The organism is Enterobacter sp. BIDMC 27 (assembly GCF_000534415.1).
Lineage (GTDB): Bacteria > Pseudomonadota > Gammaproteobacteria > Enterobacterales > Enterobacteriaceae > Enterobacter > Enterobacter hormaechei_C.
The window spans coordinates 508,617-531,862 of sequence record NZ_KI973178.1 but is presented as its reverse complement, the minus strand read 5'-3'; the positions used below and the strand labels follow the sequence as shown (position 1 = coordinate 531,862).

20 protein-coding genes are annotated in these 23,246 nt (G+C 50.1%); 14 read left to right on the top strand and 6 right to left on the bottom strand.

Annotated elements, in window-relative coordinates; all coding sequences use genetic code 11:
• Nucleotides 1-83: 83 nt before the first annotated feature.
• Nucleotides 84-1,910, top strand: a complete 1,827-nt coding sequence (locus L463_RS19835) for an AAA family ATPase (RefSeq protein WP_032104736.1) — start codon at nucleotides 84-86, stop codon at nucleotides 1,908-1,910.
• A gap of 168 nt (nucleotides 1,911-2,078) precedes the next feature.
• Here the strand turns inward: L463_RS19835 and L463_RS19840 are convergent, their stop codons facing one another.
• The 4 genes from L463_RS19840 to silR form a co-directional block, all read right to left on the bottom strand.
• Complete coding sequence (locus L463_RS19840; RefSeq protein WP_000647571.1) at nucleotides 2,079-2,429, bottom strand: CopM family metallochaperone; 351 nt, start codon at nucleotides 2,427-2,429, stop codon at nucleotides 2,079-2,081.
• Nucleotides 2,430-2,576: 147 nt separating this feature from the next.
• On the bottom strand, nucleotides 2,577-3,008 hold the full coding sequence (gene silE / locus L463_RS19845; protein WP_000790485.1) for a silver-binding protein SilE: 432 nt from the start codon (nucleotides 3,006-3,008) through the stop codon (nucleotides 2,577-2,579).
• A 244-nt stretch (nucleotides 3,009-3,252) separates the two neighbouring features.
• On the bottom strand, nucleotides 3,253-4,734 hold the full coding sequence (gene silS, locus L463_RS19850) for a copper/silver sensor histidine kinase SilS (protein WP_000555733.1): 1,482 nt from the start codon (nucleotides 4,732-4,734) through the stop codon (nucleotides 3,253-3,255).
• A complete protein-coding gene (gene silR / locus L463_RS19855) occupies nucleotides 4,727-5,407 on the bottom strand; it encodes a copper/silver response regulator transcription factor SilR (protein ID WP_000697966.1) in 681 nt (226 codons plus the stop codon). The genes silS and silR overlap by 8 nt, the downstream gene beginning before the upstream one ends.
• Before the next feature lie 189 nt (nucleotides 5,408-5,596).
• On the opposite strand from silR, the gene silC reads away from it, so the two are divergent.
• The 7 genes from silC to L463_RS19890 all read left to right on the top strand — a co-directional run bounded on the left by silC (nucleotide 5,597) and on the right by L463_RS19890 (nucleotide 15,277).
• Entirely contained in the window at nucleotides 5,597-6,982 is a 1,386-nt protein-coding gene (gene silC / locus L463_RS19860; RefSeq protein WP_001507116.1) for a Cu(+)/Ag(+) efflux RND transporter outer membrane channel SilC, read from the top strand.
• A 27-nt stretch (nucleotides 6,983-7,009) separates the two neighbouring features.
• Complete coding sequence (locus L463_RS19865) at nucleotides 7,010-7,363, top strand: Cu(+)/Ag(+) efflux RND transporter periplasmic metallochaperone SilF (protein ID WP_001246152.1); 354 nt, start codon at nucleotides 7,010-7,012, stop codon at nucleotides 7,361-7,363.
• A 113-nt stretch (nucleotides 7,364-7,476) separates the two neighbouring features.
• The gene (gene silB / locus L463_RS19870; RefSeq protein ID WP_032104739.1) at nucleotides 7,477-8,769 is read left to right on the top strand and encodes a Cu(+)/Ag(+) efflux RND transporter periplasmic adaptor subunit SilB; all 1,293 of its coding nucleotides are present in this window, start codon (nucleotides 7,477-7,479) and stop codon (nucleotides 8,767-8,769) included.
• A 10-nt stretch (nucleotides 8,770-8,779) separates the two neighbouring features.
• Entirely contained in the window at nucleotides 8,780-11,926 is a 3,147-nt protein-coding gene (gene silA / locus L463_RS19875) for a Cu(+)/Ag(+) efflux RND transporter permease subunit SilA (RefSeq protein ID WP_001759379.1), read from the top strand.
• An 85-nt stretch (nucleotides 11,927-12,011) separates the two neighbouring features.
• Nucleotides 12,012-12,452, top strand: coding sequence for a DUF411 domain-containing protein (locus L463_RS19880; protein ID WP_000720618.1), 441 nt, complete (start codon nucleotides 12,012-12,014; stop codon nucleotides 12,450-12,452).
• Between the two features lie 127 nt (nucleotides 12,453-12,579).
• Nucleotides 12,580-15,039 (top strand): Ag(+)-translocating P-type ATPase SilP, encoded by a 2,460-nt coding sequence (silP, locus tag L463_RS19885; protein WP_032104740.1) that lies wholly within the window; start codon nucleotides 12,580-12,582, stop codon nucleotides 15,037-15,039.
• Between the two features lie 40 nt (nucleotides 15,040-15,079).
• Entirely contained in the window at nucleotides 15,080-15,277 is a 198-nt protein-coding gene (locus L463_RS19890) for a DUF2933 domain-containing protein (RefSeq protein WP_000843494.1), read from the top strand.
• A gap of 33 nt (nucleotides 15,278-15,310) precedes the next feature.
• On the opposite strand, the gene L463_RS19895 is transcribed toward L463_RS19890, so the two are convergent.
• Nucleotides 15,311-16,048, bottom strand: a complete 738-nt coding sequence (locus tag L463_RS19895; protein ID WP_000287499.1) for a peptidoglycan DD-metalloendopeptidase family protein — start codon at nucleotides 16,046-16,048, stop codon at nucleotides 15,311-15,313.
• 274 nt (nucleotides 16,049-16,322) lie between these two features.
• Entirely contained in the window at nucleotides 16,323-16,772 is a 450-nt protein-coding gene (locus L463_RS19900; protein WP_001023231.1) for a hypothetical protein, read from the bottom strand.
• Nucleotides 16,773-17,006: 234 nt separating this feature from the next.
• On the opposite strand from L463_RS19900, the gene pcoA reads away from it, so the two are divergent.
• The 6 genes from pcoA to pcoS are packed head-to-tail and all read left to right on the top strand — an operon-like array spanning nucleotide 17,007 to nucleotide 23,206.
• Nucleotides 17,007-18,824, top strand: coding sequence for a multicopper oxidase PcoA (pcoA, locus tag L463_RS19905; protein ID WP_000925243.1), 1,818 nt, complete (start codon nucleotides 17,007-17,009; stop codon nucleotides 18,822-18,824).
• A 5-nt stretch (nucleotides 18,825-18,829) separates the two neighbouring features.
• Nucleotides 18,830-19,720, top strand: coding sequence for a copper resistance outer membrane transporter PcoB (gene pcoB / locus L463_RS19910; protein ID WP_023063424.1), 891 nt, complete (start codon nucleotides 18,830-18,832; stop codon nucleotides 19,718-19,720).
• A gap of 39 nt (nucleotides 19,721-19,759) precedes the next feature.
• Nucleotides 19,760-20,140, top strand: a complete 381-nt coding sequence (pcoC, locus tag L463_RS19915) for a copper resistance system metallochaperone PcoC (RefSeq protein ID WP_000025662.1) — start codon at nucleotides 19,760-19,762, stop codon at nucleotides 20,138-20,140.
• 55 nt (nucleotides 20,141-20,195) lie between these two features.
• Nucleotides 20,196-21,074 carry a copper resistance inner membrane protein PcoD gene (gene pcoD / locus L463_RS19920; RefSeq protein WP_229692861.1) on the top strand — a complete coding sequence of 293 codons (879 nt, stop codon included), beginning with the start codon at nucleotides 20,196-20,198 and terminating at the stop codon, nucleotides 21,072-21,074.
• Between the two features lie 54 nt (nucleotides 21,075-21,128).
• Nucleotides 21,129-21,809 (top strand): copper response regulator transcription factor PcoR, encoded by a 681-nt coding sequence (gene pcoR / locus L463_RS19925; RefSeq protein WP_001188930.1) that lies wholly within the window; start codon nucleotides 21,129-21,131, stop codon nucleotides 21,807-21,809.
• On the top strand, nucleotides 21,806-23,206 hold the full coding sequence (pcoS, locus tag L463_RS19930; protein ID WP_001211180.1) for a copper resistance membrane spanning protein PcoS: 1,401 nt from the start codon (nucleotides 21,806-21,808) through the stop codon (nucleotides 23,204-23,206). The genes pcoR and pcoS overlap by 4 nt, the downstream gene beginning before the upstream one ends.
• Nucleotides 23,207-23,246 lie beyond the last annotated feature (40 nt).

The window sequence follows — 23,246 nt, the reverse complement described above, 5'->3', positions numbered from 1 at the left end:
TATCCCTGCTTGTTGGCAGGCATTTGAAAATATATTTTGTATTCAGGTTGCAGCAAAACGCTTTCTTACACACAGGACTTCATATGCGGCTCAGAGAATTAAAACTGAAAAACTTCAGAGGCTACAAAAACTCTACTGAAATCATTATTGATGAAAGCATGACGGGTATTGTCGGTCGTAATGACTTTGGGAAATCAACGCTTCTGGAAGCGCTGGCTATTTTTTTTGAAACAGAAGGAATGAAGGCTGACAAGAATGACATGAACTGTTTCAGCCTAAGAGAAGGGGACGGCCGTTTTGAAATAGCCTGTGAATTTGATGACCTGCCCGATTTTATCATGATCGACGACAGGGTGCAGACCACGCTCGCCTCAGAACATCTGCTGAATGAGGACGGCAATTTTGAAATCGTCAAAACGTTTAAAGCAACGACCTCAGGAAAACCGGAGCAGACCTGCATCCGCTGCATCCACCCGGATGAGGAGCCCCTGAGAAATTTACTGGGCATGAAAATTTCTGAGCTCAAGGCGGTGGGAAAAGAAGTTGAAAAAAATGTGGCGGATAAACGCACTGCATCGTTATGGCGTCAGGCCATCAGGGAAGCCGCAGCCCCCTATACCTGTTCGGAAATTATGCTGGATGTCGATAAAGAGTTCGGAACCGACACAAAATCATTATGGGGTAAGATCCTCGATTTGCTGCCCACGTATGCGATTTTCAAAGCCGACAGGGAAAGCAGCGACGGGGATTCCGAAGCTAAAAACCCCTTACAGCAGGCCGTAAAAGACGCTCAGGCTGCGCTGCAGGACAAAATTACAGCGCTGGAAAATGAGATTCAGGACAGCGTCCTGGATGTCGCACAGAGAACGCTGGATAAATTACGTGAAATGGCCCCCGAACTCGCCAGTGAACTGACTCCACGATTTAAGGAGAAACCCAAGTGGACCTTCAATTTCACCCTGGACGGGGAAAATGGCATCCCCATCAATAAGCGCGGCAGCGGGATAAGGAGGCTTATCCTGTTGAATTTTTTTCGGGCTGAGGCTGAAAAGAATGTCGCGGGGACGCCCAGAAATGTGATTTATGCCATAGAGGAGCCTGAAACGTCACAGCATCCGAACTATCAGATGATGCTGATGAAAGCGTTACTGGCACTGGCAGGCCAGCCGCACCGTCAGATTATCGTCACCACCCATGTCCCGGCGCTGGCCGGATTAATCCCTGTCGAAGGCGTACGTTATGTTACCCGAAATGAGGCGGGTGAACCCGTAGTAAAAATGCCGGATGACGCAGTGCTGAAGGAAGCCACTGAAAGCCTGGGGGTGCTGCCAGAGACCGGTATGGAAAGGGCGCAGGGGATTGTTCTGGTAGAGGGAAAGTCGGATGTTACTTTCCTGAGGCATGCGGCCAGTTCATTAAAACAGTCAGGTGCGCTGCCAGCCTCTCTGGAGGACGTGAAAATAGTGCCAGTCCTCATAGGAGGGTGTGGTAGCGTCAAACACTGGGTTACATTGAATCTGGCCAAAGATCTGGGGCTTCCCTGGTGCGTATTTCTGGACTCCGATATTGGGGGAGACCCTGCACAGGTTCTGTCCATCCAGAAGCGTAAAAAAGAAGTAGAGGAGGCCGGTAAGGTATTTTTCGCTACGCGCAAACGTGAGATAGAAAACTATCTGTGCCCGGATCTTATCGAGGAAATTACTGGTGTAGCCGTCACGTTTACGGACACCTGTGACGCTAAAAAAATAATCGGCCGGGCTGTGGGAATGAAACCCGATAATGTACTAGATAAATTCTGGCCTCAGATGACATCAGAAAGAATCATCTCAAGATCAACCTATCATGACGGAACGCAGGAGAGAAGCGAGCTGGTTGAGATCCTGAGCGACATTGTATCCATGACGAGATAATGTATTAAATAAGCATCTCAGGTGCTTATATTCCGGTCCTCAACAAAGGACCGGAGTACAGAGTAGTAAAAACCCGCAATTAATCGGGTTTGAATTATATAAAGATTAACCGACTCCCGCGCCCAGGAACGATGTAAAATCACGCTTGTCGTGACATTTCTACAATGTTTACTTTTGACTATCAAGCCATTTATTCATCTGCTCAATTTCACCTTTTTGAGCTTTAATGATGTCCTGCGCGAGCTTTCTCATTTTCGGATCTTTTCCGTATTTGAGCTCGGTCTCAGCCATTGCTATTGCCCCTTCATGGTGCGCTACCATGCCTTTCGCAAAAGCCTTGTCGGGATCGGACTCATTTACGGCAGCCATCATTTTGTCATGCATGTCTTTCATGCCAGCCATATATTCCTGTGACGAAGCCGAGGTAGACATATCAGTCATTTTCATTTCTGAATGTTCTGCTGAAATCGCTGGCAGGGATAACATTAATACTGCAAATAAAGTGTTTCTGGCTTTCATAAAAAATATCCTTTTAGCGTTGATGCCCGTTAACTGTAGCAGAATCTGATAAAAATGCCCCCTGTAGGGGGCAAAGATGTTGCCATATATCCGGTTACGGAAAAATCTATCAAGGAAATAAGGACAGCACAGATACTTCCCTCGCCGTCAGCCTGCACTGAGCATGCGACGATGCGCTTCGGCCATGGCCTGATGTGGGCCAGACTGACCGTTATTCATAAATTCATGGGCAACTGCAGCTCTTTCATGCTCATTCATTGCCGCTAATGACTTCGACGGCCCGGTAGGGGAAACGGTCTGACTTCCCATCATCCTCTGATGACTTTCCACCATTTTCTGGTGCGCATCCGCCGACCCGTTCGTCATGGTTTCATGAGCAATAATGGCCTGTTCATGCTGGTCCATACCGGCCATACGAGGTGCAGTCCCCTGGATCCCGACAGGAGCCGCAGCAGACTGCATCTGGTGAGCAGGTGCCTGTGCATTGTTGACCCGCTCATGGATATTCACGGTTTCAGTGGCCCAGGCCGAAGAAATTAAGCCAAAGCCCAGCAAGGATGCTAATACGATATTTTTCATGATAACTCTCCATTTCTTAATTAGTGATGTCCGGGGGAGTACAACCGGTGTTTTCAGTTCCATAACTGAAACAGGTTCGGAAGTGTTTATTTCTCCGGGAGAGGACTGGATATTCATTTCCTGGCGTCCACTGACGCCGGATATTGATAAAGCAATCCAGCCTTCCTGATAAGTTGCACTAATTATATCGAATGGCTTCTGTTTGCTGCATGACAGGCTAATGACATCTTTGTCATTTAAATCTTTATTCCCAGCACTGGGTGTCCGGAATCATTTTCTCCAGTCTGGGCACGGATAAGATAAAACGCGTTGAGTGTACGTCCGATTCCACCTGCACTCTTCCGTGATGTGCTTCCACGATTGACTTCACAATCGCAAGGCCGATGCCGCTGCCTTCTCCTTTTCGTTGTCTGGACGGATCCACCCGATAAAAACGGTCAAACAACCTTGATAAATGCTCTTCAGGGATTGGTTTCCCCGGATTTTCAATCACAAGGTCAAAAAAGCTCTCCTGCTCTCTTATTGAGACGGTGATTGCCTGTCCCTCTGGGGTATAACGCAGGGCGTTGGATAACAGATTATTGATCGCTCTTCTGAACATTTGTGGATCTCCCTCAACCAGGCAGGGCATCCCGTTAAATTTGAGCATAATATTGCGTTCTTCGGCCCAGGCTTCGAAAAACTCGAAGACTTTCATGACTTCTGCTCTGAGGTCAAACCGAACCCTGTCAGGTATCAGCTGATTATTGTCCGCCTGTGCCAGGAACAGCATGTCGCTGACCATTTTGGTCATCCGGTTATACTCTTCAAGGCTGGAATAGAGGACATCCTCAAGTTCCTTCTGCGTTCGATCCTGACTCAGAGCGATTTCAGTCTGCGTCACCAGATTGGTGATGGGTGTTCTGATCTCGTGCGCGATATCGGCAGAGAAATTGGCCTGGCGGGTAAAAACATCCTCAATCTTTCCAATCATATGATTGAACGAGATAACCAGCTGCTCCAGCTCAATGGGAACGCGTGTCGGTTCCAGCCGCGCATCAAGATTCTCGGAGGTGATGTTTTTAATGGCATTGCTGACATTACGAAGGGGCAGGTGCCCCTGACGGACAGCAATGCGAATGATCAGAACAATCAGCAGGCTTATCACGACGGCAATCGCAATCAGATTTTTTTTCAGCGCATCGAGGTAATGGAGATGGAAATTAATGGAGAGGCCAGTCAGCATGACATAGTTCTGCTGTTTGCCCTGAAATGTCGCCTGGCCAGAGGAGGCGATAATCCGGTACGTTTCCATCTTCATTCCGGACCCGGTATCCATCGCTCTCGCAGTATCCTCCACCGTCCAGAGAAAGACATCCCGTGCGCGGCTGTGCTCGCTAAAATCGGCTGAATTCACGGCCGGGCGTAGTGCTGCCCCCTGCGCAGAGCTGTACAGCACCTCACCCCGGGGATTGAGGAGCAAAAGGGCAACGTTGCGGTAGCTGGCGATCGATTCCTTTATTTTGCTTACTTTTTTTTCATCCGGATCTGCCGGGGACTGGAGTATACGGCTCAGTGTGGTGCTGATTTGTTGCAGATCGCTGACATCCTGCTCGGCAAAATGCTTTTCAACAGAATGCAGCATAAACCAGGTGAAGGCGATAAACGCCAGTATTGTGGACAGGCTGATAAAAAAGGTCAGCCGCAGAGCGAGTGAGAAAGGTCGTCTGGACGGTTTGCTATGCATCCGGGATCTCCAGCATGTAGCCCACGCCCCGCACTGTCTGGATCAGTTTTGTCCCGTAATCGTTGTCTATTTTAGCGCGGAGTCGCTTTACTGCGACATCAATCGCGTTAGTGTCGCTGTCAAAATTCATGTCCCAGACCTGAGAGGCAATCAGGGAGCGGGGAAGAACTTCTCCCTGATGGCGAATGAAGAATTCCAGCAAGCTGAACTCTTTACTGGTGAGCACAATGCGGTTCCCGGCGCGGCTGACTTTTCTGGATACGAGATCAACCGAGAGGTCAGCCACTTTAAGCTGGCTTTCCGTGATCATCGTGTTTCCCCGCCTGAGGAGGGTTCTTACCCGGGCGAGCAGTTCAGCAAACGCAAAGGGCTTCACCAGATAATCGTCCGCACCCAGCTCAAGTCCTTTGACCCTGTGTTCAATCGTGCCAAGGGCCGTCAGCAGTAATACCGGCATCCCCTTTCCGGCACTGCGCAGCATACGGATGATATCCCAGCCGTTTACATCAGGCAGCATGATATCCAGGATGGCTAAATCATACTCGGCTGTCATGGCAAGATGATATCCGGTCAGACCATTATCAGCGTGATCCACGACGAACCCCGCCTCTGTCAGCCCCTTGCTGAGATATTCACCTGTTTTAATTTCGTCTTCAACGATTAATATTTTCATCATGCTCCCCGGCTGGCTGCTAATGTCATTTTATTGCGCCCACGATCGTTATCAACGGATTACAGCAAAAATGACAACATTGTCATTATCCTGTCACCCGGCAAACAGAGAGCGTTCGGTAAAGTATCCCTATCAATACTCTGGACTTCGTTTGAACCATTTACCAGGTCTGCCTGTACGAGAAGCGTTATGTTCAAATTAAAATTACTCAGCATCAGTACCATATTCATCCTGGCTGGTTGTGTTTCTCTGGCACCTGAATATCAGCGTCCGCCAGCTCCGGTTCCCCAGCAGTTTTCATTGTCTAAAAACAGTCTGACGCCTGCGGTAAACAGCTATCAGGATACGGGCTGGCGAAACTTTTTTGTCGATCCCCAGGTCAGCAGGCTGATCGGTGAAGCCCTGAATAATAACCGTGATTTGAGAATGGCTGCCCTGAAGGTTGAAGAGGCCCGGGCCCAGTTCAACGTCACGGATGCAGATCGTTATCCCCAACTGAATGCCTCATCCGGGATCACATACAACGGTGGTCTGAAAGGTGACAAGCCGACCACACAGGAGTACGACGCGGGTCTGGAGCTCAGCTATGAGCTCGATTTTTTTGGCAAACTTAAGAACATGAGTGAGGCTGATCGCCAGAACTACTTTGCCAGCGAAGAAGCCCGTCGTGCCGTACACATCCTGCTGGTCTCCAACGTTTCACAGAGCTATTTCAGCCAGCAACTGGCGTACGAACAACTCCGTATTGCGCGGGAAACGCTGAAAAATTATGAACAGTCTTATGCATTCGTTGAGCAACAACTGGTGACCGGGAGTACGAACGTTCTGGCGCTTGAACAAGCCAGGGGGCAAATCGAAAGTACCCGCGCCGAAATAGCCAAACGAGAAGGCGATCTGGCTCAGGCAAACAATGCCCTGCAACTGGTGCTGGGAACGTACCGCGCAGTTCCGTCAGAAAAAGGGATTAAAGGTGGGGAGATCGCACCAGTAAAATTGCCACCAAATCTGTCGTCACAAATATTGCTGCAGCGTCCGGATATTATGGAAGCGGAATACCAGTTGAAAGCGGCTGATGCCAATATTGGCGCAGCGCGAGCGGCTTTTTTCCCGTCCATTACCCTGACCAGTGGTCTCTCCTCAAGCAGTACGGAGCTGTCCAGCCTCTTTACGTCAGGAAGTGGAATGTGGAATTTTATTCCTAAAATTGAAATTCCTATATTTAATGCTGGCAGGAACAAAGCCAATCTGAAGCTGGCTGAAATTCGCCAGCAACAGTCCGTGGTTAATTACGAACAAAAAATTCAGTCAGCCTTTAAGGATGTTTCCGACACGCTTGCGCTGCGCGACAGCCTTAGCCAGCAACTTGAGTCACAGCAGCGTTATCTTGATTCACTTCAGATAACTCTACAGCGTGCCAGAGGATTGTATGCAAGTGGTGCTGTCAGTTACATCGAAGTGCTGGATGCAGAACGTTCCCTCTTCGCGACGCAGCAAACCATTCTCGATCTTACCTATTCCCGACAGGTTAACGAAATTAATCTGTTTACCGCGCTGGGTGGCGGTTGGGTAGAGTAAATTTATTCAATTAATCAGGAAATTAAAATGCGTAATTCACTTAAAGCCGTTTTATTTGGTGCCTTCTCTGTCATGTTTTCTGCCGGTCTTCATGCTGAAACACATCAGCATGGCGATATGAATGCTGCCAGTGATGCTTCGGTACAGCAGGTTATCAAGGGCACCGGTATCGTTAAAGACATTGATATGAATAGTAAAAAGATTACCATTTCGCACGAAGCAATCCCGGCGGTGGGCTGGCCTGCAATGACCATGCGCTTCACTTTTGTTAATGCAGACGACGCTATCAATGCCCTGAAAACCGGCAACCATGTCGATTTCTCGTTTATTCAGCAGGGCAATATCTCCTTACTCAAAAGCATTAACGTTACGCAATCCTGATTAACAGTCCGGAGCGAATACATCCAGTGCGCCTGAACATTCATTATGGGATTACTGTGAATGAATAATCGTGCGCATATGCCAGGTGTTTTGATTTTTCAGCGAGAAATTGTATGGCTTCTTTAAAGATAAAATATGCTGCAATAATTATCAGCAGCCTCATAGCAGGGGGGCTGATATCGGTTACTGCCTGGCAGTATTTAAACTCATCACAAAAAACAGTACCAGCAGAACAAAAGGTACCGGAGAAAAAGGTACTTTTCTGGTATGACCCTATGAAACCGGATACCAAATTTGATAAACCCGGAAAATCGCCTTTTATGGATATGGACCTTGTGCCGAAATATGCTGATGAAAGTGGCGATAAAAGCAGTGGCGGGATCCGTATCGATCCAACTCAGGTTCAGAATCTGGGATTAAAAACGCAAAAAGTCACGCGAGGAATGCTGAATTATTCTCAGACAATCCCGGCTAATGTCAGTTACAACGAATATCAGTTTGTCATTGTGCAGGCGCGTTCTGACGGTTTCGTCGAAAAAGTGTATCCCCTGACGATTGGCGATCATGTGAAGAAAGGCACTCCGCTTATCGATATCACCATTCCTGAATGGGTTGAGGCACAAAGTGAGTTTCTGCTGTTATCCGGTACAGGCGGTACGCCAACCCAGATAAAAGGGGTTCTGGAGCGACTTCGTCTGGCTGGTATGCCGGAAGAGGATATTCAAAGGCTGCGTTCAACCCGCACAATCCAGACCCGTTTTACCATTAAAGCACCTATTGATGGTGTCATTACTGCATTTGACCTGCGCACCGGCATGAATATTTCCAAAGATAAGGTGGTGGCTCAGATTCAGGGGATGGACCCGGTCTGGATCAGCGCTGCAGTGCCAGAATCTATCGCCTATCTGCTGAAAGATACGTCGCAGTTTGAAATTTCGGTACCGGCTTATCCGGATAAAACATTCCATGTCGAAAAATGGAACATTCTTCCCAGCGTGGATCAGACAACCCGCACGCTTCAGGTCCGCCTCCAGGTTACTAACAAGGATGAGTTTCTCAAGCCGGGCATGAATGCCTATCTCAAACTGAATACCCAAAGTCAGGAGATGCTGCTGATACCAAGCCAGGCCGTTATCGATACCGGCAAAGAACAGCGCGTGATTACTGTTGATGATGAAGGCAAGTTTGTGCCGAAACAGATCCACGTTCTGCATGAATCACAGCAACAGTCCGGCATTGGCTCCGGTCTTAATGAAGGCGATACCGTGGTGGTCAGTGGCCTGTTCCTCATTGACTCCGAAGCCAATATTACGGGCGCGCTGGAACGTATGCGCCACCCTGAAAAAACAGAAAACAGTATGCCAGCAATGTCTGAGCAGCCTGTAAATATGCATTCAGGGCACTGAGGAGACGACGATGATTGAATGGATTATCCGGCGCTCTGTCGCCAACCGTTTCCTGGTCATGATGGGCGCACTGTTTCTCAGCATCTGGGGCACATGGACGATAATTAACACGCCGGTCGATGCGCTGCCTGACCTGTCAGATGTGCAGGTCATTATTAAAACCAGCTATCCCGGACAGGCTCCGCAGATTGTAGAAAACCAGGTCACCTATCCGCTTACCACCACCATGCTGTCCGTACCTGGCGCAAAAACCGTGCGTGGCTTTTCACAGTTCGGTGATTCGTATGTGTATGTCATTTTTGAAGACGGGACCGATCTGTACTGGGCCCGTTCGCGCGTGCTGGAATACCTGAATCAGGTTCAGGGCAAACTGCCTGCGGGTGTGAGCTCTGAAATCGGTCCGGACGCCACGGGAGTGGGCTGGATATTTGAATATGCCCTGGTCGATCGCAGCGGAAAACACGACCTTTCAGAACTGCGTTCTTTGCAGGACTGGTTTCTGAAATTTGAACTGAAGACCATCCCGAACGTGGCTGAGGTAGCCTCGGTTGGTGGCGTGGTGAAGCAGTACCAGATTCAGGTCAATCCGGTAAAACTGTCCCAGTATGGGATCAGCCTGCCCGAAGTGAAACAGGCTCTTGAATCGTCTAACCAGGAGGCCGGTGGTTCATCCGTTGAAATGGCCGAAGCGGAGTATATGGTCCGTGCCAGCGGTTATCTTCAGAGCATTGATGATTTTAATAACATCGTCCTGAAAACAGGTGAGAACGGCGTGCCGGTTTATCTGCGGGATGTTGCCCGCGTGCAGACCGGGCCCGAAATGAGGCGTGGTATTGCCGAGCTGAACGGCCAGGGAGAAGTCGCTGGCGGCGTGGTGATCCTGCGGTCGGGTAAAAATGCGCGCGACGTTATCACGGCAGTGAGGGATAAACTGGAGACGCTGAAGGCCAGCCTGCCGGAAGGCGTTGAAATCGTGACCACCTACGATCGCAGCCAGTTAATCGACCGGGCGATTGATAACCTCAGTTCCAAACTTCTGGAAGAGTTTATCGTGGTGGCCATCGTCTGTGCTCTGTTCCTGTGGCACGTACGTTCTGCCCTGGTGGCGATTATCTCTCTGCCGCTTGGCCTGTGTATCGCCTTTATCGTCATGCACTTCCAGGGACTGAACGCCAATATCATGTCGCTGGGAGGGATAGCGATTGCCGTCGGTGCGATGGTGGATGCCGCCATTGTGATGATTGAAAATGCGCACAAACGGCTTGAGGAGTGGGATCATCAGCATCCGGGTGAGCAGATTGACAACGCCACCCGCTGGAAGGTGATTACCGACGCCTCCGTGGAAGTGGGACCCGCGTTGTTCATTAGCCTGCTGATCATCACCCTGTCCTTTATTCCTATCTTTACCCTGGAAGGGCAGGAAGGTCGTCTGTTTGGCCCGCTGGCATTCACGAAAACGTACTCCATGGCGGGAGCGGCCGCACTGGCCATCATCGTCATTCCTATTCTGATGGGATTCTGGATCCGGGGGAAAATTCCTGCAGAGACCAGTAACCCCCTGAACCGGGTGCTGATCAAAGCGTATCATCCTTTGCTGCTGCGGGTCCTCCACTGGCCAAAAACAACCCTGCTGGTTGCGGCCTTGTCCATTTTCACGGTTATCTGGCCACTGAGTCAGGTGGGCGGTGAATTTCTGCCGAAGATTAACGAGGGCGATCTGCTGTATATGCCGTCGACCTTGCCTGGCGTCTCTCCGGCAGAAGCTGCAGCGCTCCTGCAGACAACAGACAAGTTAATCAAAAGCGTTCCTGAAGTGGCTTCTGTATTTGGCAAGACCGGTAAAGCAGAGACCGCAACGGATTCCGCGCCGCTCGAAATGGTGGAAACCACGATCCAGCTCAAACCTGAGGATCAGTGGCGTCCCGGCATGACAATTGACAAGATTATTGATGAACTCGACAGGACAGTCCGTTTACCGGGTCTGGCAAACCTCTGGGTGCCGCCTATCCGTAACCGTATTGATATGCTCTCAACCGGGATCAAAAGCCCGATAGGTATCAAAGTGTCCGGGACTGTTCTGTCCGATATCGACGCGACGGCGCAGAGTATCGAGGCGGTAGCCAAAACCGTGCCTGGCGTGGTGTCTGTCCTGGCTGAGCGACTTGAGGGCGGGCGCTACATCGATATCGATATCAACCGGGAGAAAGCCTCCCGCTACGGGATGACGGTAGGTGATGTCCAGCTGTTCGTCTCTTCAGCAATCGGAGGTGCTATGGTGGGTGAGACAGTTGAAGGGGTGGCCCGGTACCCTATTAACATTCGCTACCCGCAGGATTACCGGAACAGTCCGCAGGCGCTGAAACAGATGCCGATCCTGACCCCGATGAAGCAGCAGATCACGCTGGGCGATGTCGCGGATATTAACGTCGTTTCTGGACCAACCATGCTGAAAACCGAAAATGCCCGGCCAGCCAGCTGGATTTATGTTGATGCCCGCGGCAGGGACATGGTGTCGGTGGTTAACGACATTAAGACGGCCATCAGCGAGAAAGTGAAACTGAGACCGGGAACCAGTGTGGCATTCTCCGGACAGTTTGAACTGCTTGAGCATGCCAACAAGAAACTGAAGCTGATGGTGCCGATGACGGTGATGATCATTTTCATCCTGTTGTATCTGGCATTCCGCCGGGTTGACGAAGCCCTGCTGATCCTGATGAGCCTGCCGTTCGCCCTAGTTGGCGGAATATGGTTCCTGTACTGGCAGGGCTTCCATATGTCAGTGGCGACCGGAACCGGGTTTATCGCCCTGGCCGGGGTGGCAGCAGAGTTTGGCGTGGTCATGCTGATGTATCTGCGTCATGCCATTGAAGTGCACCCGGAATTGTCCCGTAAAGAGACGTTCACACCGGAAGGTCTTGATGAAGCCCTTTATCATGGTGCCGTGCTGCGTGTCCGGCCGAAAGCCATGACCGTGGCGGTGATCATCGCGGGTCTGCTGCCGATACTCTGGGGAACCGGCGCAGGTTCAGAAGTCATGAGCCGTATTGCGGCCCCCATGATTGGCGGGATGATCACAGCTCCGCTGCTGTCCCTGTTCATTATTCCTGCCGCCTATAAACTCATCTGGCTGCGCAGACATAAAAAGAGCGTGTCATAACCCTGAAAGGACACCCCTGCGGGTGTCCTTTTGCATAAATTCACCCTGACGTCAGGGTTTACATCGATAACATACAGAGGTGAGTATGAAAAAAATAATTTTAATGGCCCTGGCTTTTGGCCTTTCACTTCCGGCAATGGCAGGTGAAAAAGTAATAGACATGTACAAGTCTGAAAACTGTGGTTGCTGTTCCCTGTGGGGCAAGGCGATGGAAAAGGACGGGTTTGAGGTACGGACCCACGTCATGAATGATCAGGCTCTGTCAGCCCTGAAAGAAAAATATGCTGTTCCTGCTGAGCTGAGAAGCTGTCATACCGCAGTTACTGGTAATTTGATCATTGAAGGTCATGTGCCTGCCACAACGATACATAAGGCAATGCAGTCTGGTTCAGGGATTTATGGCCTTGCCACCCCCGGTATGCCTGCGGGAAGCCCGGGAATGGAGATGGGGGCCCGTAAAGAGGCTTACGATGTTATCGCATTCTCTCCGGAGGGCAGTAAAAAGATCTTCCAGCGAATCGAATAGTCAGCGGAACGGCTGATAACGGGACGCCGGTAGCAGGCACTCCTGTGCCGGCGACATTCGTGGTAATCGCATCCATGACATAACCTGAATACAGAAGACGCTTCAGGTTTGCATAAGGAGAGTTACTGTGAAAAATGACAATGCAGTGCAACACAACAACCAGACTGCCTCTGAACAGACATTATCCCCGGACGAGAGTCACGTATTGCATAAGGTGAGAGATCCCGTGTGCGGGATGACAATCATGCCCGATAAGGCGCACAGCAGCATTCGATACCAGGAGCATCAGCTTTATTTCTGCTCCGCCAGCTGTGAGAGCAAATTTAAAGCTCATCCCGATCATTATCTTACAGAAGATGCCAGTGAACATTCCCATCACCACCATCACCACCATCACCACCATCACCACGAGGTCATCCCTGATCAGATAAAACAGCCTCACCACCAGGCGGAGAACGATATTTCTGAAGGTGTGTGGACATGCCCGATGCACCCGGAGATACGCCGTCGTGGTCCAGGAAGCTGTCCTGTCTGTGGAATGGCACTGGAACCACTCGTAGCCACGGCATCCACGGGGCCAAGCGATGAACTTCGCGACATGACAAGACGCTTCTGGCTGGGGTTGTTGCTGGCGTTTCCGGTTCTGATACTCGAAATGGGATCTCATCTGTTTCCCGCCTTGAGAAATATAGTATCGCCACAGTACAACACATGGCTGCAGCTGCTTCTGGCCTCTCCTGTCGTGTTGTGGTGTGGCTGGCCATTTTTCGCCCGGGCCGGGATGTCGTTACGTAACCGTTCCCTGAATATGTTTACCCTTGTTGCTATGGGGACCGGCGTAGCCTGGGTTTACAGCGTCATTGCAACTGTCTTCCCCTCCTGGTTTCCTGCATCGTTCAGAAACATGGATGGCCTGGTGGCCGTTTATTTTGAAGCCGCGGCAGTAATTACGGTGCTTGTACTGCTGGGACAGGTTCTTGAGCTGCGGGCACGGGAACAAACCTCAGGTGCCATTACTGCGCTTCTGAACCTTGCCCCCAAAACCGCCAGGCGGCTGGACCATGACGGTCATGAAACGGATATTAATGCGGAAGATGTCCTGCCTGGCGATAAGCTCCGCATCAGACCTGGGGAGAGTATTCCGGTCGACGGTATCGTGGTCGAAGGCACAACAACCGTTGATGAATCGATGGTGACCGGGGAGTCTATGCCGGTTACCAAAACGGAGGGTGCCCCTGTCATTGGGGGGACGATTAATCAGACAGGTAGTCTTATCATCCGTGCAGAGAAAGTCGGAGATGAAACGATGCTCTCACGAATTGTTCAGATGGTCGCTGATGCACAGCGTTCGCGAGCCCCCATCCAGAGAATGGCTGACAGCGTTTCAGGCTGGTTTGTTCCTCTGGTGATACTTATCGCGGTTGTTGCTTTCGTGATCTGGTCTGTCTGGGGGCCCGAGCCCAGGATGGCGCACGGTCTGATTGCGGCTGTGTCGGTCCTGATTATTGCCTGTCCCTGCGCGCTGGGGCTGGCCACGCCGATGTCGATAATGGTGGGGGTGGGCAAAGGAGCCCAGGCCGGGGTGTTAATCAAAAATGCCGAAGCCCTTGAGCGTCTTGAAAAAGTGGACACGCTGGTTGTCGACAAAACAGGCACGCTCACGGAAGGTTCGCCTACGGTGACAGGAATTATCAGTCTCAGTCCGGGTGGGGAAGCCTCTCTTTTGCGTGTAACGGCCGCAGTGGAAAAAGGCTCGCAGCATCCGCTGGGTATGGCAGTCGTCAGAGCAGCACAGGAAAAGGGGATCGCAATACCCGCAGTCACTCATTTCGATGCGCCGTCGGGTAAAGGTGTCACAGGCGATGTCGAAGGTCAACGGATTGTTATTGGTAATGAACTGGTTATGCAGGAAAACAGTATCGTTGTTGATAATCAAAAGGCCGTTGCGGATACGTTGCGGATGGAAGGCGCTACCGTTATCTATGTGGCCACGGACGGGGACCTTGCAGGCCTGATAGCTATTTCGGATCCCGTGAAAGCAACCACGCCGGATGCACTTAAAGCGTTGCGTCAGGCGGGGATCCGCATCGTTATGCTCACCGGGGATAACCAGCTTACCGCTGAAGCAGTCGCACGGAAACTGGGAATAGATGAGGTTGAAGCCGGGATTCTGCCGGATGGCAAAAAAGCAGTGATAACCCGACTGAAAGCGTCTGGCCATGTGGTTGCGATGGCCGGAGACGGTGTGAATGATGCCCCGGCGCTGGCAGCGGCTGACGTGGGAATAGCCATGGGAACGGGTACAGATGTGGCAATTGAAAGTGCCGGAGTCACCCTTCTCAAAGGCGACCTGATGATACTGAACAGGGCCCGTCATCTGTCAGAGATCACCATGAAAAATATCCGACAGAATCTGTTTTTTGCATTTATCTACAACGCACTTGGTGTGCCGGTGGCTGCAGGCCTGCTTTATCCTGTGTATGGAATACTGCTGTCGCCAGTTATTGCGGCGGCGGCCATGGCTCTTTCTTCCGTCAGCGTCATTGTGAATGCGTTGCGTCTGAAAAGTGTCAGGCTCGGGAAATAACACTGAGTGAAGGGTCTGTTATGAACAGAAGGAGTCCAGTATGAAAAGTACCACCTATGCGCTTATTGCTGTCGCCGCGATCGCGGCATTTGCCCTCCTGCGAGAACACTGGTCACATGTGGCAGGTTACTGGCCATATCTGTTATTGCTGGTCTGCCCGCTAATGCATCTTTTCCACGGCCACGGAGGGCATGGGGATCACCAACATCACGGAAGTGAAAACGATAAAAAAAATTAATCCGGCAAACGGGGCCGCGTCGCGGTCCCGTTATCAGTCCAGGTATCGTTCGTAGTCTCTGGCATGCGCAAAGGCATGCTGTTCGAGTTTGTTATCAGCGGGTGCCGATGCCCGGAACGCCAGTGAATTAACAGGATTGTTATTGATGACCAGCTCGTAATGTAAATGAGGACCGGATGAACGTCCGCTGTTACCGGATAACGCAATAGCACCTCCCCGGGTAACTCTGGCCCCTTTAGTAACGAGTATTTTATTGAGGTGGAGATAGCGAGTTTTAACACCGGCTTTTCCCGTTACTTCAACAAAATATCCCATGGTACTGTTGTATTCGGCCCGGGTGATTTTTCCGTCGATGACGCTGACTATTTTCGTGTTCATGGGCATGGAATAATCAATGCCATTATGGGGACTCACTTTTCCCGATACCGGGTTAAGTCTTGCAGGATTGAAAGGTGAACTGAGTCTTGCTGTGGCTGGTAACGGATAATCGAGACTGCCTTTCCCGGAAGTATCGGAAAGATTATAGAACTTTTTGTCTGATATACGATACGCCGTGTAATTAAATGAGCCGGACGTAAATTTATAAGCCACTACACGTGATTTTCCCGCTTTCTTTTGCAGTACGAGTTTTAATGATTCATTTTTTTTCAAATGCCGAAGATTAAAGCGGGAAGGCAAAGAGCGCTGAAGGATAGCGATCTCGTTCGATTCCAGCCCCGAGCGGGTGGCTGAAAGGTAAGCATTTTCTTTTACGACATCGGTAGAATACATTTACTGGAATTCGCCGTTAGCATGAACACTGCGGCGTATGCTAGGGGTTTTCAGGAGGCGTGTCATCTGCCAGTTAATCGGGAGTACCGTTGATGGTCGTCATTTTTGTAACATATCTTGTTTCCCGTTTGCTCCTGAAGATCTGGGAACTGTATGACCAGCCTGACGGTGATGATTAACGGGACTGAAACAGGTTACGGCAGAGCAATATGGGGCTCATGTCCTGCTACGTAACCCGTCAGTAAAGCCCTGCTAAGCACTAACCCGCCTGCAGTTACCTGGAGGAATACAGGCCGCGAAGCTTTCTTGCCTGTGTCTGATGAGCTTCCGCACCGGCATTATTGACCTGCTCATGCACGAGGGCGGCTTTCTCTCCGGCATTCAGTTCGTTAAAAGAAGAAGAGGAGGTCTTTGAATTTGCACCACTGTCGGACAGCATTTTTTTATGTTCCTCAATCATTTTCTGATGTGCATAGGACGCGCTGTTGTTCATAAATGAATGAGCAACAATGGCCCTTTCATGTTCATTCATTTCAGAGAATGAGGGCGTGTTGTTTTTATTAACCCTGTCCGGTAAGTTTTCATGCGTCGAGGAATTCACATGACTGACGGCTGAGGCATTATTAACAAATCGATGTGCTTCATGGGCAATATCACTGGACTGAGCAAAAGCTGCCCCACAAAATAAAGCTGTAAACGCAGTGGCCGTGATTAATATATTCATGTGTAATTACCTTCTGAGGTACATAAAAGATGTCCTTATGATCATATATAAAAATAATCAACCTGTGGGGAAGATGACGTAAATGTAATACAGCTATGTACATTACACGATTGTAATGAATTTGTTTCTTAAGGTGTGCTAGATTCATTTCATTGTAAGTGGATGAACCAGTAATTTAATTTAAATCGGTTCTCGAATTCTGTCAGTAACCATACTTTAAATAAGGGAATGCGCATGCTGTTGAAAACGTCTCGACGAACTTTCCTGAAGGGGTTAACCCTCTCTGGCGTAGCCGGAAGTCTTGGCGTATGGAGTTTCAATGCGCGTTCCAGTCTGAGCCTGCCAGTTGCCGCATCCCTGCAGGGTACTCAGTTTGACCTGACCATTGGTGAAACGGCCGTCAATATCACGGGCAGTGAGCGTCAGGCCAAAACAATCAATGGAGGCCTGCCGGGGCCCGTTCTTCGCTGGAAAGAAGGTGACACCATTACCCTGAAGGTCAAAAACCGTCTTAATGAACAGACGTCCATTCACTGGCACGGCATTATTCTTCCGGCCAATATGGATGGTGTTCCGGGGCTGAGTTTTATGGGCATAGAGCCTGATGATACCTACGTTTACACCTTTAAGGTTAAGCAGAACGGGACTTACTGGTACCACAGCCATTCCGGTCTGCAGGAACAGGAGGGGGTATACGGTGCCATTATCATCGATGCCAGGGAGCCAGAACCGTTTGCTTACGATCGTGAGCATGTGGTCATGTTGTCTGACTGGACCGATGAAAATCCTCACAGCCTGCTGAAAAAATTAAAAAAACAGTCGGATTACTACAATTTCAATAAACCAACCGTTGGCTCTTTTTTCCGCGACGTGAATACCAGGGGGCTGTCAGCCACCATTGCCGATCGGAAAATGTGGGCTGAAATGAAAATGAATCCGACTGACCTCGCGGATGTCAGTGGCTACACCTACACCTATCTCATGAACGGGCAGGCCCCGCTGAAAAACTGGACCGGACTGTTCCGTCCCGGTGAAAAGATACGCTTACGGTTTATCAACGGCTCGGCAATGACCTATTTCGATATCCGTATCCCCGGGCTGAAAATGACGGTCGTGGCTGCAGATGGCCAGTATGTAAACCCGGTTACCGTTGACGAATTCAGGATTGCCGTTGCCGAAACCTATGATGTCATTGTGGAGCCTCAGGGTGAGGCCTATACCATCTTCGCACAATCCATGGACAGGACCGGTTACGCTCGAGGGACACTGGCCACGAGAGAGGGGTTAAGTGCTGCCGTTCCCCCCCTCGATCCCCGTCCTCTGTTGACCATGGAAGATATGGGTATGGGGGGAATGGGACATGATATGGCAAGAATGGACCACAGCCAGATGGGAGGCATGGATAACAGCGGAGAGATGATGTCTATGGACGGTGCTGACCTTCCGGATAGCGGGACATCCTCCGCGCCCATGGATCACAGCAGCATGGCCGGTATGGATCATTCCCGGATGGCCGGAATGCCGGGTATGCAAAGTCATCCTGCGTCAGAAACGGATAACCCACTGGTTGATATGCAGGCGATGAGCGTCTCTCCGAAATTAAATGATCCGGGTATTGGTCTTCGAAATAACGGAAGAAAGGTTCTCACGTACGCGGATTTGAAAAGCCGCTTTGAGGATCCTGACGGACGTGAACCTGGCCGTACCATAGAACTGCATTTAACCGGCCACATGGAAAAGTTTGCCTGGTCATTTAACGGAATCAAGTTTTCAGATGCCGCACCGGTGCTGCTGAAATACGGTGAGCGGCTCAGGATCACGCTGATCAACGATACCATGATGACTCACCCCATTCACCTGCATGGTATGTGGAGCGATCTGGAAGATGAAAACGGTAATTTCATGGTTCGTAAACACACAATAGATGTTCCCCCTGGTACAAAACGCAGTTACAGAGTGACAGCAGATGCGCTTGGCCGCTGGGCGTATCACTGCCATTTGCTCTATCACATGGAAATGGGAATGTTTCGTGAAGTCCGGGTGGAGGAATGATGCGAATGAAGAGAAATTTGAAGGCCATACCTGTTCTGGTCGCCGGTTTGTTTACCTCACAGCTTTCTATTGCGGCGGGCTCCGTCTCTGCAGATCCCCACGCCGGGCACGACATGTCTGCCATGCAGATGCCAGCAGATGAGAATTTCACTGAGATGACGTCAATGGAGCCCATTGTAACTGAGAGCAGAACGCCAATTCCGCCTGTTACCGATGCCGACCGGAAGGCTGCATTCGGCAATTTACAGGGGCATGCGATTCACGACAGTGCGATTAATTATCTGGTTCTGCTGGATCAACTGGAATGGCAACGGTCGGATAACACCAACAATTTCAGCTGGAGTGTTAACAGCTGGATTGGAGGCGACACAGATCGGATTTGGCTAAAGAGTGAAGGTGAACGAAGCAATGGGGAAACGGAGGCGGCTGAAGCGCAGTTACTCTGGGGACATGCGGTTGGCCCATGGTGGGATTTGGTTACGGGTGTCAGGCAGGATTTCAGACCTGCTTCTGCCCGGACCTGGGCTGCTGTCGGTTTTCAGGGGCTGGCACTCTATAATTTTGAGTCTGAAATTACGGGTTTTGTCAGTAATGGCGGAAAAGCAGCCCTTCGTCTGGGAGGAGAATACGACGTTTTACTGACTAACCGGCTCATACTCCAGCCATCCTATGAGGTGAATTTCTACAGTCAGGATGATGAATCGCGGGGTCGCGGCAGGGGACTGACTGACACAGAGCTGGGGCTCCGGCTGCGCTATGAAATACGCCGTGAGTTTGCACCCTATATAGGCGTTTCCTGGAATCAACTTTACGGGAAAACATCCGATATGGCGAAAAGAGAAGGTGAGAAAGACCATCAGGTAGTATTCCTGGCGGGAGCCAGAATCTGGTTTTAACGCACTGATATAAAACACTCAACTAAACAGGTAAATAAAATGTCGATTTTAAATAAAGCCATTCTTACAGGTGGCCTCGTTATGGGCGTTGCTTTCTCTGCTATGGCCCATCCGGAATTAAAAAGCTCTGTGCCACAGGCTGATTCAGCCGTAGCGGCCCCGGAAAAGATTCAGCTTAATTTCTCGGAAAATCTGACCGTGAAATTCTCAGGTGCAAAATTAACGATGACGGGTATGAAAGGCATGTCATCACATTCTCCGATGCCGGTCGCGGCAAAAGTGGCGCCAGGCGCTGACCCTAAATCGATGGTCATTATTCCGCGAGAGCCTTTACCCGCTGGCACTTATCGTGTTGACTGGCGCGCGGTTTCTTCAGATACGCACCCTATTACCGGTAATTACACCTTTACAGTGAAGTAATATTATGAACGACCTGATTATGATTGTTATTCGTTTTCTTCTTTATCTGGATTTGATGGTAATATTTGGATTGCCATTTTTTCAGATATATGGAATAAGCGGTGTCAGACATGAAACCTATAACCTGACTAATTTCAGGTCGTTTATAACCTTTGCTGTTGTTACAGGCATCATTCTTACTGGCATTAATATGCTCCTGGTATCTAATGCCATGAGTGGAGTAACTGACCTCAGAGAATTATCCATCCATGTTATCGAGATGGTGATAGAAGAAACTGATGTGGGTATTAGCTGGATTGTCAGGCTCTGTGCCCTGTTTACCACACTCGGTGCTTTGTTCCTTTACACTAATAAGAGAGTATTGTCCTGCCTGCTGATGACGATGAGTGGGGGCGTGGCGCTGGCTACACTTGCCTGGGGAGGACACGCCGTTATGCATGACGGTCTGCATTACTATCTCCATTTACTGAGCGATCTGACCCATCTCGGCGCTGCAGGTGCCTGGACAGGTGCTCTGGTTGCATTTGCTATCCTGCTGATGCGCAGAAACGAGCATAATGCACAGAGCGTCATTGTGATATCTGACTCCCTGGCAAAATTTGCCACGGCAGGAACGGTGATTGTTGTAGCCCTGATCCTGAGTGCGCTGGTCAACTATCTGTATATTGCTGAGGGTAACTTAACTCCCTTATTCAACAGTTCCTGGGGGAGGATATTGCTTGCCAAGACGGCTCTGTTTGTTCTGATGCTTCTTCTGGCTGCAGCAAACCGGTTTCACCTGGGTCCCCGGCTTGAAGTTATGGTCAGGGAAGGGAATTATGATCGCAGCGTTGCCCTGATGCGAAACAGCATCCTGACAGAATTCGTTGTTGCGATTATCATTCTGGGCGCCGTAGCGTGGCTCGGAATGCTTGCTCCGTCTCAGGTCAGCTAGGGGACAGCCAAAGCTCATGCGTGAGATTTTTACTTTCATATCAGCGAGTTGACCATGCAGCGTATTTTAATCGTTGAAGACGAACAAAAAACAGGTCGTTACCTGCAGCAGGGACTGGTTGAGGAAGGCTATCAGGCCGATCTCTTTAATAATGGCCGCGATGGTCTCGGGGCCGCGTCGAAGGGACAGTATGATTTGATAATACTGGACGTGATGCTGCCTTTCCTCGACGGGTGGCAAATCATCAGCGCACTGAGGGAGTCCGGGCACGAAGAACCGGTCCTGTTTTTAACCGCAAAGGACAACGTGCGGGACAAAGTGAAAGGACTGGAGCTTGGCGCAGATGACTACCTGATTAAGCCCTTTGATTTTACGGAGCTGGTTGCACGTGTAAGAACCCTACTGCGCCGGGCACGCTCGCAGGCCGCAACAGTCTGCACCATCGCCGATATGACCGTTGATATGGTGCGCCGGACCGTGATCCGTTCGGGGAAGAAGATCCATCTCACCGGTAAAGAATACGTTCTGCTTGAGTTGCTGCTGCAACGCACCGGAGAAGTGTTACCCAGGAGTCTTATCTCGTCCCTGGTCTGGAACATGAATTTTGACAGTGATACGAATGTGATTGATGTCGCCGTGAGACGTCTGAGAAGTAAAATTGATGATGACTTTGAGCCAAAACTGATCCATACCGTTCGCGGTGCCGGATATGTCCTGGAGATCAGAGAAGAGTGAGGTTCAAAATTTCCCTGACCACACGCCTGAGCCTGATTTTTTCTGCGGTGATGCTTACGGTATGGTGGTTATCAAGTTTTATCCTGATTAGCACCCTTAATGGCTATTTCGATAATCAGGACCGCGATTTTCTGACAGGTAAACTTCAGCTCACCGAAGAGTTTCTTAAAACAGAGACGTTCAGGAACAAAACGGATATTAAGTCATTATCAGAAAAAATAAACGATGCGATGGTGGGGCACAATGGCTTATTCATTTCTATAAAAAACATGGAAAATGAAAAAATTGTTGAACTCTATGCCAAAAATTCTGTTGTTCCAGCGGTCCTGCTTAATAAGTCGGGTGATATTCTCGACTATATGATCCAGACGGAAGAAAATAACACCGTGTACCGCAGTATCTCGCGGCGGGTTGCCGTGACGCCGGAACAGGGTAAAAGCAAACATGTCATCATTACGGTTGCCACGGATACTGGGTATCACACCCTGTTTATGGACAAACTCAGTACCTGGCTGTTCTGGTTCAATATCGGTCTGGTCTTTATTTCTGTTTTTCTGGGCTGGCTGACCACACGTATTGGTCTGAAACCGCTACGGGAAATGACCAGTCTGGCTTCCTCCATGACCGTACACAGCCTGGATCAGCGTCTAAATCCCGATCTGGCTCCGCCGGAAATCTCTGAGACCATGCAGGAGTTCAATAATATGTTTGATCGCCTGGAGGGGGCATTCCGGAAACTGTCAGATTTCTCGTCTGACATCGCGCATGAGCTGCGCACACCAGTCAGTAATCTGATGATGCAGACGCAGTTTGCACTGGCTAAGGAAAGGGATGTTTCGCATTACCGCGAAATTTTATTCGCTAACCTGGAAGAACTGAAAAGGTTGTCACGAATGACCAGTGACATGCTTTTTCTGGCACGTTCAGAGCATGGTCTGCTGCGGCTGGATAAACATGATGTGGATCTGGCAGCCGAACTGAATGAATTACGTGAGTTGTTCGAGCCCCTGGCAGACGAAACAGGAAAGACAATCACGGTTGAAGGAGAGGGCGTTGTTGCCGGAGACAGCGATATGCTCCGACGTGCTTTCAGTAACCTGCTTTCCAATGCAATCAAGTATTCTCCCGATAACACCTGTACAGCGATACACCTTGAGCGTGACAGTGACTGTGTGAACGTGATGATTACGAATACGATGTCCGGCCAGGTTCCCGCTAATCTGGAACGTTTGTTTGACCGGTTCTATCGCGCAGACTCATCAAGGTTCTACAACACGGAAGGCGCGGGGCTGGGATTATCAATTACAAGGTCGATCATTCATGCTCACGGCGGCGAGCTGTCAGCAGAACAGCAGGGGCGTGAAATTGTGTTCAAAGTGCGCCTGTTAATGGATTAATCCCGTTGTTCAGGAGAAACCTGGAAGGTGACAAAATTGT

Coding starts and splice junctions, on each gene's coding strand:
- pcoA (WP_000925243.1), top strand. CDS start 17,007: ATGCTGTTGAAAACGTCTCGACGAACTTTCCTGAAGGGGTTAACCCTC.
- L463_RS19865 (WP_001246152.1), top strand. CDS start 7,010: ATGCGTAATTCACTTAAAGCCGTTTTATTTGGTGCCTTCTCTGTCATG.
- pcoR (WP_001188930.1), top strand. CDS start 21,129: ATGCAGCGTATTTTAATCGTTGAAGACGAACAAAAAACAGGTCGTTAC.
- pcoB (WP_023063424.1), top strand. CDS start 18,830: ATGAAGAGAAATTTGAAGGCCATACCTGTTCTGGTCGCCGGTTTGTTT.
- pcoC (WP_000025662.1), top strand. CDS start 19,760: ATGTCGATTTTAAATAAAGCCATTCTTACAGGTGGCCTCGTTATGGGC.
- pcoD (WP_229692861.1), top strand. CDS start 20,196: ATGGTAATATTTGGATTGCCATTTTTTCAGATATATGGAATAAGCGGT.
- L463_RS19890 (WP_000843494.1), top strand. CDS start 15,080: ATGAAAAGTACCACCTATGCGCTTATTGCTGTCGCCGCGATCGCGGCA.
- silS (WP_000555733.1), bottom strand. CDS start 4,734: ATGCATAGCAAACCGTCCAGACGACCTTTCTCACTCGCTCTGCGGCTG.
- silB (WP_032104739.1), top strand. CDS start 7,477: ATGGCTTCTTTAAAGATAAAATATGCTGCAATAATTATCAGCAGCCTC.
- silA (WP_001759379.1), top strand. CDS start 8,780: ATGATTGAATGGATTATCCGGCGCTCTGTCGCCAACCGTTTCCTGGTC.
- silE (WP_000790485.1), bottom strand. CDS start 3,008: ATGAAAAATATCGTATTAGCATCCTTGCTGGGCTTTGGCTTAATTTCT.
- L463_RS19895 (WP_000287499.1), bottom strand. CDS start 16,048: ATGTATTCTACCGATGTCGTAAAAGAAAATGCTTACCTTTCAGCCACC.
- L463_RS19835 (WP_032104736.1), top strand. CDS start 84: ATGCGGCTCAGAGAATTAAAACTGAAAAACTTCAGAGGCTACAAAAAC.
- silR (WP_000697966.1), bottom strand. CDS start 5,407: ATGAAAATATTAATCGTTGAAGACGAAATTAAAACAGGTGAATATCTC.
- silC (WP_001507116.1), top strand. CDS start 5,597: ATGTTCAAATTAAAATTACTCAGCATCAGTACCATATTCATCCTGGCT.
- L463_RS19880 (WP_000720618.1), top strand. CDS start 12,012: ATGAAAAAAATAATTTTAATGGCCCTGGCTTTTGGCCTTTCACTTCCG.
- L463_RS19840 (WP_000647571.1), bottom strand. CDS start 2,429: ATGAAAGCCAGAAACACTTTATTTGCAGTATTAATGTTATCCCTGCCA.
- L463_RS19900 (WP_001023231.1), bottom strand. CDS start 16,772: ATGAATATATTAATCACGGCCACTGCGTTTACAGCTTTATTTTGTGGG.